Below are 13530 nucleotides of genomic sequence, written 5' to 3'. Positions count from 1 at the left end.
AGTCGTCAATTGCTTCGATTGGATTGATTTTATTCCGCCATGTACCGTTTGTCCAAAGAGTTCAGGAACAGGTCAGCGCGAGCCCATGACGAAGTTGATATCGAGAGAACAGATCGTTCAGGACCTCCCGGAAATCGATGACATCGAGTCTGCAGAACTGAGACAGAAGGTTGTTGATGCCTGGGAATTCGCTCTGGGTCATTCGTCCTTCTCGCGGGTGACGGATATTCCAGGGGAGGGAAGTAAAGGCGTATTTCTCCTGACCCGAGGCACGCAGGATGCGCATTTGCGCGGGGTTACCCGGCTGGCCCTTGGGATCTATGAGGAGTTCCGAGCGACCTATCCCGAAGCCAAGGTCGATCGTGACATCATTCTGGCCGGCGGGCTGTGTCATGACATCGGCAAGACCTGGGAGTTCGATCCAGAACGCCTGAAACAGTGGAAGGCCCGCCCTCATCGTTTCGGCGAGCCCTCGTTTCGCCATTCGGCGTATGGTGTCCATGTTTGTCTTTCAGTCGGACTGCCCGAGGAGATCGCTCATATCTGCATGGGGCATTCCCTCGAAGGGGCACATATCGGGCACAGCACAGAGTGTTTCATAATCCGTCAGGCCGATCACGCCTGGTGGCATGTGGCAGCCGCGCTTGGACTGTGCGAGCCCGACACCATCAGTTTTGCAGGACCGACACTGCGGGTGAGACCGATCGGCGAAAGCTGAGGCGGACATCAGGACCGGGGAGGAGGTCATGGGGTACAATTTTCAGTTTGGCGTTCTGGTCAACTATCTACCCGAGTTCGTCGGCGGCCTCGGACTGACACTCTTGTTGTCCCTTGTCGGCATTTTCGGCGGGCTTGCCCTTGGTATTGCCTGTGCCATTGTTTCGGTCCGCGGACCGCTCATCCCCAGAGTCATGGTCCGCGTCTATGTCGAGATCATGCGCAACACCCCGATGTTGGTGCAGATCTTCGTCATCTTTTTCGGTTTGCCCAGTCTCGGGATACGCCTGTCGCCCTTCGTGTCGGTGCTGCTGGCGATCGTCCTCAACAACGGCGGCTATATTGCGGAAATCGTCCGGGCCGGCATCCAGTCTATTCATCCCAGCCAGGTTGAGGCCGCAGAGAGTCTGGGGCTGACCGGGGGGCAGACCATGCGTTTCGTCATCCTGCCCCCTGCGCTTGAGCGGGTGATGACACCGATCATCTCACAGTCCGTCTTGCTCATGCTCGCCACTAGTCTGGTGTCAGCCATCGGTGTCGAGGACCTGACGGGCGTGGCCATGATCGCGAGTTCAGAAACCTTCCGAACCATGGAAATCTACGTCGTTATCGCGTTCATCTATGTCGGGTTGAACTTCGTCTTCCGCGCGCTGCTCAATGCTGTTGGGCTGCTGATGTTCAAGCGTTCGCGCCAGCGGTTGTTGGGGAGGGCGTAACATGCGTGAGTTCGGCCAGGCAGAAGTTCTCTTCATCATTTTTGCTCTGCAATGGACATTGACGCTGACTGCGCTTGCCTTTGTCGGCGGCGGTATTGCCGGTCTCGGAGTTGCACTGTTACGCATCTCCCGGTCGCGCATCATTCGTTGGCTGGTCTCCGGCTACATCCAGATCGTCCAGGGAATGCCGCTGCTGGTGCTGATGTTCCTATGTTACTATGCACCGTCGCTGTTCGGTATCGAGCTCGATGCTCTGTTCGCGGCGGGCATCGCCCTTACCCTCAATGCGAGCGCATTCCTTGGCGCGATCTGGGAAAGTGCCCTTCGCGCCATACCCAAGGCGCAGTGGGAAAGCGCCGAAGCCCTGGCGCTGCCGCAATCAAAGGTTCTTCGTTTCGTGATTGCGCCCCAGGCAGTGCGCATCGCATTGCCCTCGACGGTCGGCTATCTGGTGCAGATCGTCAAAGAAACCTCCCTGGCATCGATCATCGGGTTTGTCGAAATCACCCGCGCCGGTCAGTTGGTAAGCAACGCGACTTTCGAGCCGATGAAGGCCTTTGTGTGCGTGGCCATTCTTTACTTCGTCATCTGTTTCCCTCTGTCGCGGTTCAGCCAATGGCTGGAGGCGCGCAGCCCCGGCCGTGCGAAAGGGACCTCGCGCGGCAAGCGGTCCATCAGGTCCAAGAGCCCCAAAACAACTTGAAAGGTATATCCATGAGACTGAAGTCACTCCTCATGCCTCTGGTGGGTGCCGTACTTGCCCTCGGCACCGCGCAAGCATCTGCAACAACGATTGACGACCTCCTGCAACGCGGAAGTGTGCGCATCGGCGTCGATCTTTCCGTCCCTCCCTTCGGCATTACGAATGCCAGCATGGAACCCGACGGTCTCGACGTCGATATCGCCAAGCTGCTCGCGAGCGACCTAGGGGTCGAGCTCGATCTTGTTCCGGTCACCGGTCAGAGCCGTATACCTTCGCTGCAAACCGGCAAGGTGGACTTCGTCGTCGCGAGTTTCGGCATCTACCCGGAGCGCGCGCTGTCGGTCGCCTTTTCCAATCCCTATGGCGGACACAAGTCGATTATCATCGCCCCTCAAGACGTCCAGATCGAAAGCCTTGAGGACCTTTCGGGTCTGACGGTCGGCGTACCGCGCGGAACGGCCCATGAGCGGATCCTTTCCGAAGCCGGTATCGAGGGAATGGAACTTGTCCGTTTCGAAGACGACAGTACTACTCTCAATGCACTTGTTGCCGGACAGGTCGACGCCATCGGTACAGTGAACTTCATCGCCGCCGAACTCCAGGAACGCTATCCCGACCGGAATTTTTCCGAGAAGGTCACCTATCTTGAGAGCTTCTATGGTGTCGGTGTTCGCCAGGGCGAGATGGAACTTGTCCACTGGCTGAACACCGTCCTGTTCGTTCACAATCAGAGCGGCGAGCTTGGCGAGATTTATCGCAAGTGGATGAAGACGGACCTCCCGCAGCTTCCCTCATTCTGAGGCCGAAGCTTGCATGCACGGGCATCCATGCGGTGCCCGTGCCCCTGAATGGATGAGAAGTGAAATGAGCGTCATACACGTCGAGAACATTCGCAAACGGTTTGGTGCCCTTGAAGTGCTCAAGGACGTTTCCATGACCGTCGAAGCCGGTGAAGTGGTTGCCCTGATCGGACGCAGCGGATCTGGGAAGAGTACGCTCCTGCGCTGCCTCAACGGGCTTGAGAAGATCGATGAGGGCGTCATCACAATTGCCGGGCACAAGATGTCGCACAACACGGCCGAATTGCGCGCGTTGCGCCGCGACGTCGGCATCGTCTTTCAGGGATATAACCTGTTCCCGCATCTGACGGCGGGCGAAAACATCATGCTGGCACCAGTCCAGGTGAAAGGACTGCGCAAGGCCGAAGCACGTGCGGAGGCTCAGCGATGTCTCGAACTCGTAGGCCTTGGCGATCGCTTCGATTCCTATCCCGACATGCTCTCGGGTGGCCAGCAGCAGCGGGTGGCAATCGCCCGGTCGCTGGCCATGCAACCCGTGGTGATGCTGTTCGACGAAGTGACTTCTGCTCTCGATCCGGAGTTGACCGAGGAAGTGCTGGCCGCCATCGAGGATCTTGCCGCACAGGGCATGACCATGATGCTGGTCACCCATGAGATGCGTTTTGCGCGTAGGGTGGCCCATCGGACCATCTACATGCGCGACGGGATCATACACGAACAGGGGCCTTCTGAGGCGCTGTTCACCAACCCGCAGACACCAGAATTGAGGTCTTTCCTCAAGGCCGAACTCGGCTGAACCCGAGGGCAGAGTGAAACTCTCGCAACGGGTTGTGTGAGCTGTCAAAAGCCCCGATTTCGCAAACCCAATCCGCGTGAGACCGGTTTGCGTCCGTCTGACGGCACCGCCACTTCCAAGCGGTTGGCACTTGCCAACGCAAACCTCCGGTGGAGGTTTGCGAGCGCAGGAAGGCCATGAGAGCTGTGCTCGAATGGCAGGAATGCAAAAATCCCCGGGTTCGAAGTTTCTCCCGGAGTCTCCGCCATCCACACCTGCCCATTCCCTGTTTTGTCCGGTCATCCGGATTTGCGCACCCGTTCTCGGGGGCTTTGCCGGTCTGTGTGTTTGCAGAGGCCTGTGTTGAGGCCGGATCAGGGGCCGGCAACCAGGATCAACTACCCACGGCCGTGAAGCACCGTTGGAACGACGACGGTGCATTGGCATCGCATCTGCCCATTAATGGCGGGAGCGGGCGCTGCCGCGGTTCCGCGAAGGCGAGGTCATCAGAAATCGGCCGTTCGGACGCATGTGTCTTCACTCGGGGGCCCGCCCACGAGGTCACTGCATCCGCAACGTCTTTGCTATCGACCATGCCCATGCCCTCGATAGAGGGCGCGAACTGGGCCGTGTTCACCTGCGCCAACCGGGGCAAAAAGAGACGGTTTCGAATTCGTCTGACAGCACTCATTTCGTGTCCGACGGGGGTCCGTCATGACCGCCCCACCGCGCATTCGAGTTGACAGGAAGGAAAACAGATGTCAGGTAATTGGTCTGGTCACCATGACAGCAGGCCAAAAATGATCAAGGGGAGGAAACTGATGTCAACGAATGAAAGCACATCCGGGCCTACGAGACGCTCGGTTCTCAAGGGTATGGCGGCTACGGGCGCCGGTGCCGCACTTGCTTCCGGTTTCGGGATCAGGATGGCATCAGCGCAGGCCAATACGCTCAAAGTCATGTCGACGCCGGACTTCAAGTTCGCGGACGCCCTGGCGGCAACCGAAGAGCCGGAAATGGACGGCACCTATCTCAGGGCTGCCTGGCACATTCTGCAGAACTGGAAGGAAAAACACCCGGAGGTGACACTCGAATTCGATGAGGTGCCTTGGGATCAGGTCACCCAGAATGTCATCCTCGCGGCGCAGGCCGGCACCGAGAACGACGTGGTCATGGTCAATGACCTCAACATTCCCAAATTGTCGCGCGGTGGCTTTCTGATGCCCATCGACCAGTTCTCCAGCGACTGGGACGATTACAACCAGAATCTCTTGCGCGGCATCGCATCGTATGATGGCAACATCTATGCCCTGCCGTGGATGACCGATTGCCGCCACGAGTATTATCGCAAGTCGCTTTATTCGGCTGCCGGCATCAGCGATCCCGCCTCGACCTGGGATGGCTTTGTGGAGCAGATGAAGACCATCAAGGAAAGCGGCGTCGAGACGCCTTATTCCTTCTTTGCCAGCAACTCCGTGCATACCCCGACCATGTCGCTCCTGGCGCCCTTGTGGATGCTCGGCGGCAATGTGATCGATGCGGAAGGCAGGGCGGTGCTGAATTCCGACGAAATGGCCGAGGTTTTCGCCTTCTACAACAGGCTGATGAACGAGGAGGGAATCGCCAGTCCCGACCTGATCTCCCTGCCCAATAGCGGGGCCTTCAATGACCTGTTGGCGAGCAGCAAGGTCGCTGCTCAGAAGAACGGTGCCTGGGTCTGGTCGGCGCTCGAAGCCGATGGTCACGGTGACGATATCGGATTCTTCCGCACACCCCGGCCATCCGAGGACGCGCCAGATGCGACGCTGTCGGGTTTCTGGGCGTTTGAGCTGCCGGCCCGCACTGGCGTTGACGACGCGCAGCAGGAACTTGCGGCAGAGTTCGCGTTGCATGTGACCAGCGCCGAAAGCCAGAACCTGGTTGTGGCGCATATCGGCGGACAATTGCCGACCCGCCCCAGCGTGAACTCCATGTCGGCCGCCCTTGCCAAGGACGACGCGTGGCGGTTCCAGGCTTCCTACGCCGCTGATGCCGGTCGCGGCATGCCGCCGGCAGCGGATTCGGGCCTGTTGTTCGACCAGATGACAACGGCCTTCCAGCGCTATCTCTCCGGTCAACAATCTGCACAAGATGCTCTGACAGCGGCCGAGAACAACTATAACTCGCAGGTTGCTGGCTAGAGGCACATATGACTGTGACAAACACGGGTCCGATCGCGTCGGTATCGACGGCGCGATCGGAAAGTGGTTCAGAGGTCCTGATCTTCCAGAATGCGTTCTGGGCGCTCGAGGTGGATCTCGAACCCTCGATCAATCCGCGCTATCTCAAGCATCTGGAGACAGGCCAGGTTCTGGCCGATGAGGATTATTGCTATCACATCGAGCTCGCTTCCGCCCGGCACCGCAAGACCGGATACCATGGAGGCGAAGAGTGCGCGCGCGGCCTTCACCTGATCGATTGGCGTGTTGACGAGGACAAAGAACGCGGCGCCTCGACGCTGACGCTGACCGGCCGCGTTGACTTCGGGCGGGACGGACCGACCGATCTCGTGGTCGAACATTCCTTCACGATCCTTGCGGACAAGGATCGGTTTGAAGAACGGATCGCACTGCAGCACAGATACGGTCACGATGAACATGAGATCGCGGACTACCGTTTCGGGTTTCGCAAACGCATGTTCGATGCCCGCAAGGCGGCATGGATCGACCACCTGGACGAATACAAGCTCAGCGCGATTCCTTTCCGCCGCCGCAGGGGGCACGCAAAGGACTATCTCAAGCAGGACTATTCGGCAGCCGACCTGATGCCGGCCAACTGGATCGGAAACAACCTGCCTAACCGGCAGTCCGAAGCATGGAGCTGGCAAAACGGCGACACCGGATTCTGCTTTTCCAAATACAATCAGGATCTCATCGAATTCGCGTTGGTGGACGGAGAATTCCACACGCCCAGGGCGGCGCAGGAAATGGACGGGATGACGTCACTGGCCGCGGTCGGGGACGTTGTGTTGCGATTTCTCGGTGCGGGACGCACCCATGGCGCACCGGGCACGCCGGTCATCGTGAATGCCCAGACCCGTGAGTTCGAGTTCGGCGTGTCAACGATCATTCCCTTCCGCGGCAGCTGGGAAGAGGGCCACAGAGTCTATGGCGCATTTCTGCGTGAACGCGGGCATGTGGTGCCGAAGGGTTTCAATCCGCCCGTGCACTGGAACGAGCTCTATAATCTGGGCTGGCGCGGCATGAACACGCCGCTTCAGGAACTGCCCGAACTCTGGGAAGAAGCCGAACGTGCCAAGGCCATGGGTGCCGAGGCCTTCTACTTCGATCCGGTCTGGGATCTGTTCGAGGGCAGTTCGGTGTGGGACGAAGCCCGTCTCGGTCCACTACCCGATTTCGTTTCCAAGCTGAAGCAGGACTACGGTCTCAGCCTGTCACTGCATCTGATGATGCACACCAAGTCCGCCGAAGAAGATCCCGCAATCTATCGCCGCGGCCCTGATGGAGAGATTCTCGAGTGGAACGACGGCAAATATAATGGAGGCTATGTGTGCTGCGCCTCGCCGGCCTGGCAGGACCAGAAATCGGCGAAGCTGCTCGCCCTGGCCGAGGCGGGCGTGACGTTCTTCATGTTCGATTTCAACGAATATTCGATCCCGAGCGTGAATCCCGGCGTGGTGCGCCTCGGCGGGTGCGAGCCGTGCTATTCGCCGGATCACGGGCACAGCGTCCCGGCAACGCTGGAGGAGCACGCGGCTGGACTTTACGAGGTCATGAAGCGGGTCAAGGACGCCTATCCGGACATGCTGATCGAAGCCCATGACGCGGTCACTGCCGGTTGGCAGGACTATCTCCCGCTGTATTTCGGACATGGCGCAGAACGCCCTGCATTCGATGAGCATTGGGGGTTCGAATATATGTGGAACCCCTATCTGGACCTTTTGTCGGGCAAGTCGCTGTCGCTCTACGAATACAATCTCGCCTTCGACATCCCTCTTTATCTTCATATCAATCTGCGGTTCGACAATGACAACGCGCTGGCATTCTGGTGGTACGCCTCCACGTGCCGGCATCTTGGCATTGGCGGTTTGAAGCCGGGCGATGCAATATGGGACAGCCATGTCGACGCGATGCAGACCTATCGCCGGTTAAAGCCGCATTTTGCTCAGGGCCGCTTCCTCGGCTTCGACCCGATGGTCCACGGGCATGTGCTTGATGAACAACGGTCCGCGGCCTTTGTCGCCTTCAACATGAGCTCACGCCCGGTCGAGTTTGCGCGTACCTTTTCCCTTGAGGGGTCCGGCCTGCCGGCGGGCGCCCGTTTCGAAGGCGAAGGAGTGAGCGTGGCTGAAACAGAACTGACCCTGAAGGCCAGCATGCCCGCCCTTTCGGCCCATGTGTTCGAGGTGAGCTGGGAATAATGGCTATCGCAGTCGGCACGGTCACACCGGCCATCAAACCGAGAAAGCGGCGCACGGACCTGTTCCCGTTTCTGCTGATCGCGCCGGCGGTTCTGCTGGTCGGCGCGTTCACAGTTCTCAGTCTCGTTTTCACCGGTGTTGCCAGTCTCACCGACTGGGATATCGGGCGCCGTGTCACCTCCTTTATCGGGCTGGGCAATTATGTCCGTGCCTTCCAGGATTCCGATCTCATCGGAGCGTTCATCCGGTCGGGCATCTTTGTAACCAGCGTCGTCGCGCTGTCCACGTTCTCCGGCTTCCTGATCGCAGTCGGATTGAACCGCAAGTTCCGCGGGCAAGGATTCGTCCGGGCTCTCGTCATCGTGCCCTGGGTGATCAGTGAACTTGCAACCGGGGTCTTCTGGATGATCCTGCTGATGCCGGACGCGCCGCTCGGGGCCGTTCTGGGCGGGCCGCTGCGGTCGGCGACGGGGGCCATGATCTCGCTCATCTGTGTCGAGACCTGGCGCAGCGTCGGCTTCGCCATGGTCATGGTCTTGGCCAGCCTGCAGTCGATCGATGAATCGCTGTACGAAGCCGCCAGGGTGGACGGCGCAAGCGGCTGGCGCCAGACCTGGCTGATCACCTTTCCGCTGGTCAGCCCGACCCTTCTGGTGGTCGCGATCCTGCTCATGATCGGCAACTTCAACCTGGTCACCATCATCATCGCCTTCACCGAGGGCGGGCCGATCGATGCCACGACCACGACCGCCCTTTATATGTACAAGCATTCCTTCCAGTATTTTCACATCGGCTACGGCTCATCGATCGCAATCCTGATGTCTGTCGTCAATGTGATCGCGATGGGGTTCTTCATTCTGCTGCAGCGTAGCCGGGGAGCAAGCCAGTGACCGCCATGACCGTTCGCAAACGCGCCATGCGCATCGACTGGGCGACTGTGTTCACCTGGGTGGCGGTGATCGTTGTGTTTCTCCTGCCCATGGTCTGGATCGTGCTGAAGGCACTGCAGCCGGAACAGCTGGTTTTCTCCGGCACCATCGAGGTGTCGCAGTTCACGCTCGAGAATTTCGAGCGGGCGATCACGCAGGGTTCGCTGCTGTCCTACACGATCAGCAACACGATCATCGCGCTGGCGACATGTGCGATCGTGGTGCCTCTCGGCTATGTGACGGGCTATGCGCTCGCCCGCTTCCGGTTTCCCGGGCGGGGCAGTTTTCTGTTCCTGTTCATGTTCTCGCTCACGATACCCGGGCTTGTGAACCTGGTCGCGATCTATCAACTCTTCAGCGCGCTGAGGATGATCAACAATCCGGTGACCCTGGTGATTGTCTACTCGGCATCCTCGCTGCCGCTCGCCGTGTGGTTGATGCGCGCCTACATCATGGCGTTGCCCGCCGAAATCGAGGAGGCCGCGTTAATCGATGGCTGCTCGCGTTTCGGAATCCTGTGGCGGATCGTTTTGCCGATTGCCCTGCCGGGCGTGGGCGCGGTGACCGTGCTGACAATCGTCGCGGTCTTCCACGAATTCATCGTTGCGCAAACCATGATGCGGATCGATGGCATCGGCGTGGTCAATCAGGGGCTGCGTCAGCTCCAGACAGAACACTTCTTCGATTTCACCGGGCTTGCGGCAGGCTCGGTTCTGGTCAGCCTGGTGCCGGTCGCCCTGTTCCTGCTGCTGCAACGCCAGTTCATTTCCGGGATGACGGCTGGCGCCATCAAGAGCTGAAACCGCACTGAGAGCCTAGAGCCCGAGACGCCGGGAGGAATTCTGGAGATGGGATGTCATGGCGAAAGCGGCGGCCTCGGGGTCGCGGGCGCCAATCGCCTTGGCAATCGCCTTGTGTTCGCGAATGGAGATTTCCGTCGTGGTTTCGAAGTCGAGCTTGCGCAGAGCCACGAAGATGCTCTCCTGAAGCTTCATGTCCACGAAGGAGATGAACAGGGACACGAACGGGTTTTTCGTCGCCGCAGCGATCGCGCGATGGAACGCGATATCGTGCTTCACATAGGTCTCATGCGAACCTTCGACCCGGGACATCTCCTCGATGGTCGCATCGATCGCGGCCAGATCGTTGGCGTCGCAATTGCGGGCGGCGAGGCCGGCCGCGCCCGACTCGAGTACCAGGCGCAATTCGTAAAGCTGTTGGAAGTCCTCCGGCTGGGCAAAGCTCTGCGGATCGAGCACCAGGGCAGTGGCATTGTCCGGCGAAGCGACGAAGGCCCCCACGCCCTGGCGCGAGATTACCAGGCCCTCATGGATCAGTTTTGCCACGGCCTCACGGATCACAGCCCGGCTCACCCCATGGTCGCCAGCCATCTCACGTTCTGTTGGAAGTCTGTCGCCGGGCTTGAGCTCGCCCTTGACGATCTGGCTCCGGACGAAGCCGGCTATTTGCGAGGGCAAGCCCTGGCGGTTGAACTTGGATGTGCCGACAGTTGCCATGTCACGCCTTCCCCCGGGGACAAAGCCCCTCACGATTGCCCACGATCCTCAGACCCCCAACTGCGCGCGAAGCCCGCCATCGATGGCGAAGTCGCTTCCCGTGCAGAAGCCGGCACTGCCGCCGGCCAGATATGCGACAAGGTCAGCCACTTCCTCGACCGTGCCCACGCGGCCAACCGGATGGGCGGCACCAAACCCCTTGAGGGTTTCTTCTATCGATCCACCCGGAGGCGTCAACTCCTGAGCCGCGAACTCCAGAAGCGGCGTCCGGATCGAACCGGGCGACACCGAGTTCACCCGCACCCCGTCCGCAGCGCAGTCAACGGCCATGGCCCTTGTCAGGGCGTGAATGGCCCCCTTGGTGGTTGCATAGGCCAGGACGTTTCGCTGGTTGGCATGGCCCTGAACGGATGCAAGGTGAATGATGCTGGCGTCCCGGCGCCCCTTCATCAGCGGGTAAAGCAGGTGGGCTGTGAGGTAGCAGGATCGCAGATTTGTCTTGATCACTTGGTCCCAATCCGCAGGCGCCGTGGTCTCGATCGTGCCGTAGGGCTGGATCGCCGCCGCGTTGACCAGGGTATTCAGGTCGCCGCGCTCACGCGCAACCCTGTCGGCGAGTGCCTTGACCTGCGCTTCGTCCGAGACATCTGCCTCCACGACTTCCAGAGACATGCCCGCGGCACTTTGGCGGGCAGCCTCGTTGTATTCGGCGCTGATACCGCAAAGATAGACCTTGGCGCCCAGGTCGGCCAGTCTGAGAGCGCATCCGAGGCCGATGCCGCTGCTGCCCGTTACGACGGCGGTCTTCCCTTCGAAATCTTCACTCATGCCTTTTCCTCGATCATCTGCGCATCTCCGCGGCCAGTTGTCAGTCGACTAGGCCATTGAGCTCCTTAAAGGAAGCCCGAATTCCGGGATTCACGTTTGTTGACACCCAAACTTTGCTAACATAGGTTAGGTGACCTGACAAGTTGACCAATGGTTCGGAGAGACGAATGGGGCTTTCGGCTGCGCACCTCGAATGCATTCAGCAGGCGAATGCCACGCTTGGGGAGGGCCCTGTATGGGACTGGCGGACCGGCAATCTGTTCTGGGTCGATATCCGCCGCGGCTATGTTTTCAGGCATCATCTGGCCAGTGGCGAGCAGACCGGACAATGGGTTTTCGACGAGCGCGTCGGTGCGGTTGCATTGACGGCGGATCCGGGACGGATTCTCGTGGCTGCGGGTCTCACCGTCTACCGGCTGGACCTTGAGAGCGGCGACACCTCGGTCTTGTGTGTCGTCAGGCACATACCGAAACATCGCTTTAACGATGGTGAGGTTGATGCCATGGGGCGCCTGTGGATGGGCACCATGCACGATGACTATTTTGCCCCTTCAGAATTCACCGGAGGGTTGCTGCATCGTATCGATCCGGACGGAACAGTGACCGAATTCGGCAAGTTCCAATTGCCGAACGGCATCGGCTGGTCGCTGGATAAGAAGACAATGTATGTCAACGATTCCGCGGCCGGCACTACTCAAGCGTTCGACTTCGACCTGTCCCAGGGAATTCCGACCAACCAGCGCACGATCTACACCTCTCCGCCGGGCAAGGGAATGCCGGACGGGATGTCGGTCGACGCCGAAGGCAATATCTGGTGCGCCATGTGGGATGGCTGGTCGCTGATCCGCCTGTCGCCCGAAGGCGAAGAACTCGATCGCTATCCCATGCCGGTGCGGCGTCCGTCGAGCGCCACCTTTTGTGGTGAATCGCTTGATCAATTGGCGATCACCTCCGCGACGGTCGGGTTCACCAGCCAGGATTACATCAAGAGCCCGAGGGCAGGCGGCCTGTTCCTGGCGCCGGCCGGATGCAGCGGACAGAGACCGAACCTGTTCGGCGTCAAGACGGATGCCAGCTGATGTCGGACATGAGTTGGCATTTCTCATGGGATCGCGGCAGGGCGCAGATCGTGCCCGCCGGCGGGATGATCGGTCCGGTCGAGTTCGAGCTAGAGGGCGGCCGCAGCGTTCAGCCCTTCGCCATCGCCCCCTGGTCGGATGACGAGGGCCCGGACTATGACGCCTTGCCCCGGCTATTGCAGAAGCTTCGTGGCGAATGGATCGGCGTTCCGTTCGGAATGCCCGAGCCCTTGGCGAGCCTGCCTGCAGACTGGCTGGACGGGCCGGCAGTAACCCGCGGATACGGCGATCATTTCCACGGCTATTCCTCAAATGCTGACTGGACACTCACTTCTGCTGAAGAGGGTGCGGCCGAGATGGTGCTCGATTACCCTGAAGATCATCCCGTTCGCCGTGTGACCCGAACCATCCGAGGCGTTGAGGGCCGAAGCCGCCTCGCCTTCGAATTTGGTGTCGAGACGCGCCGGGCTGTGGAGCTGCCACTCGGCATTCATCCGGTCTTTCATCTCCCGGAAACGCCCGGCGCGGCCTCGCTCGAATTCGCAGGATCTCCCCGGGTGCGGACATATCCTGTCGATGCGGAGCCCGGGATCTCCCGCTTTGCGATCGATCAGAAGTCTGTGCCCCTCGATGGCGTGCCGATGAAGGATGGCACCACCGCCGATCTGACGCGCCTTCCCCTGGCATTCGATACCGAGGAACTGGTTCTGGTTACCGGTCATGAGGGCGTGGCAACGCTGCGGTTCCCGCAGGAAGGCTATGCGATCCGCCTGCAATGGGATGCTACCGCCTTTCCGGCATGCATGTTGTGGATCTCGAACCACGGCCGGACGGCCTATCCATGGAACGGCCGATTCAGGGCCATCGGAATAGAACCCGTGGTCTCCGCTTTCGATCTGGGGACGGATGTCTCACAGAACCCCGACAATCCTCTGCGCAGGCAGGGCATCTCCACCACGCACAGATTTGAGGCGGGCGAGGAGTGGACCACCGGATACACCATCGATGTATTTCCCGATTGAATGTCTGCAACGGGCCGGATCAGC

Annotated in this window: 13 protein-coding genes; 11 read left to right on the top strand and 2 right to left on the bottom strand. The window is 59.9% G+C overall.

What is annotated here, in order from left to right; all coding sequences use genetic code 11:
* Positions 1 to 85 precede the first annotated feature (85 nt).
* From G489_RS0113180 to G489_RS0113140, 9 genes are all read left to right on the top strand, one after another.
* On the top strand, positions 86 to 718 hold the full coding sequence (locus tag G489_RS0113180) for an HD domain-containing protein (RefSeq protein ID WP_029041934.1): 633 nt from the start codon (positions 86 to 88) through the stop codon (positions 716 to 718).
* Between the two features lie 28 nt (positions 719 to 746).
* Positions 747 to 1433 carry an amino acid ABC transporter permease gene (locus G489_RS0113175; protein WP_029041933.1) on the top strand — a complete coding sequence of 229 codons (687 nt, stop codon included), beginning with the start codon at positions 747 to 749 and terminating at the stop codon, positions 1431 to 1433.
* Position 1434: 1 nt separating this feature from the next.
* Positions 1435 to 2136, top strand: coding sequence for an amino acid ABC transporter permease (locus G489_RS20520; RefSeq protein ID WP_051332613.1), 702 nt, complete (start codon positions 1435 to 1437; stop codon positions 2134 to 2136).
* A gap of 11 nt (positions 2137 to 2147) precedes the next feature.
* Positions 2148 to 2936 (top strand): transporter substrate-binding domain-containing protein, encoded by a 789-nt coding sequence (locus tag G489_RS0113165; protein ID WP_035872591.1) that lies wholly within the window; start codon positions 2148 to 2150, stop codon positions 2934 to 2936.
* 64 nt (positions 2937 to 3000) lie between these two features.
* Entirely contained in the window at positions 3001 to 3732 is a 732-nt protein-coding gene (locus tag G489_RS0113160; protein WP_029041931.1) for an amino acid ABC transporter ATP-binding protein, read from the top strand.
* Positions 3733 to 4532: 800 nt separating this feature from the next.
* Positions 4533 to 5891 carry an ABC transporter substrate-binding protein gene (locus G489_RS0113155; protein ID WP_162142431.1) on the top strand — a complete coding sequence of 453 codons (1359 nt, stop codon included), beginning with the start codon at positions 4533 to 4535 and terminating at the stop codon, positions 5889 to 5891.
* An 8-nt stretch (positions 5892 to 5899) separates the two neighbouring features.
* The gene (locus tag G489_RS0113150) at positions 5900 to 8131 is read left to right on the top strand and encodes an alpha-amylase family protein (protein ID WP_029041929.1); all 2232 of its coding nucleotides are present in this window, start codon (positions 5900 to 5902) and stop codon (positions 8129 to 8131) included.
* Positions 8131 to 9021, top strand: a complete 891-nt coding sequence (locus G489_RS0113145; RefSeq protein WP_029041928.1) for a carbohydrate ABC transporter permease — start codon at positions 8131 to 8133, stop codon at positions 9019 to 9021. The genes G489_RS0113150 and G489_RS0113145 overlap by 1 nt, the downstream gene beginning before the upstream one ends.
* A gap of 5 nt (positions 9022 to 9026) precedes the next feature.
* Positions 9027 to 9860, top strand: a complete 834-nt coding sequence (locus G489_RS0113140; protein WP_245578915.1) for a carbohydrate ABC transporter permease — start codon at positions 9027 to 9029, stop codon at positions 9858 to 9860.
* 15 nt (positions 9861 to 9875) lie between these two features.
* On the opposite strand, the gene G489_RS0113135 is transcribed toward G489_RS0113140, so the two are convergent.
* Together G489_RS0113135 and G489_RS0113130 are read right to left on the bottom strand one after the other, a co-directional pair.
* A complete protein-coding gene (locus tag G489_RS0113135) occupies positions 9876 to 10577 on the bottom strand; it encodes a FadR/GntR family transcriptional regulator (RefSeq protein WP_029041926.1) in 702 nt (233 codons plus the stop codon).
* Between the two features lie 48 nt (positions 10578 to 10625).
* Entirely contained in the window at positions 10626 to 11405 is a 780-nt protein-coding gene (locus G489_RS0113130; protein WP_029041925.1) for an SDR family NAD(P)-dependent oxidoreductase, read from the bottom strand.
* Positions 11406 to 11572: 167 nt separating this feature from the next.
* Here G489_RS0113130 and G489_RS20515 point away from each other — a divergent pair, with 167 nt between their 5' ends.
* Both G489_RS20515 and G489_RS20510 read left to right on the top strand, forming a co-directional pair.
* On the top strand, positions 11573 to 12484 hold the full coding sequence (locus tag G489_RS20515) for an SMP-30/gluconolactonase/LRE family protein (RefSeq protein WP_051332612.1): 912 nt from the start codon (positions 11573 to 11575) through the stop codon (positions 12482 to 12484).
* Positions 12484 to 13506 (top strand): aldose epimerase family protein, encoded by a 1023-nt coding sequence (locus tag G489_RS20510; protein WP_051332611.1) that lies wholly within the window; start codon positions 12484 to 12486, stop codon positions 13504 to 13506. The genes G489_RS20515 and G489_RS20510 overlap by 1 nt, the downstream gene beginning before the upstream one ends.
* Positions 13507 to 13530 lie beyond the last annotated feature (24 nt).

Source organism: Cucumibacter marinus DSM 18995 (assembly GCF_000429865.1).
GTDB classification, from domain to species: domain Bacteria; phylum Pseudomonadota; class Alphaproteobacteria; order Rhizobiales; family Devosiaceae; genus Cucumibacter; species Cucumibacter marinus.
Note: the sequence above shows the minus strand (reverse complement) of the source record. Positions and strands in the feature narration are given on the sequence as shown.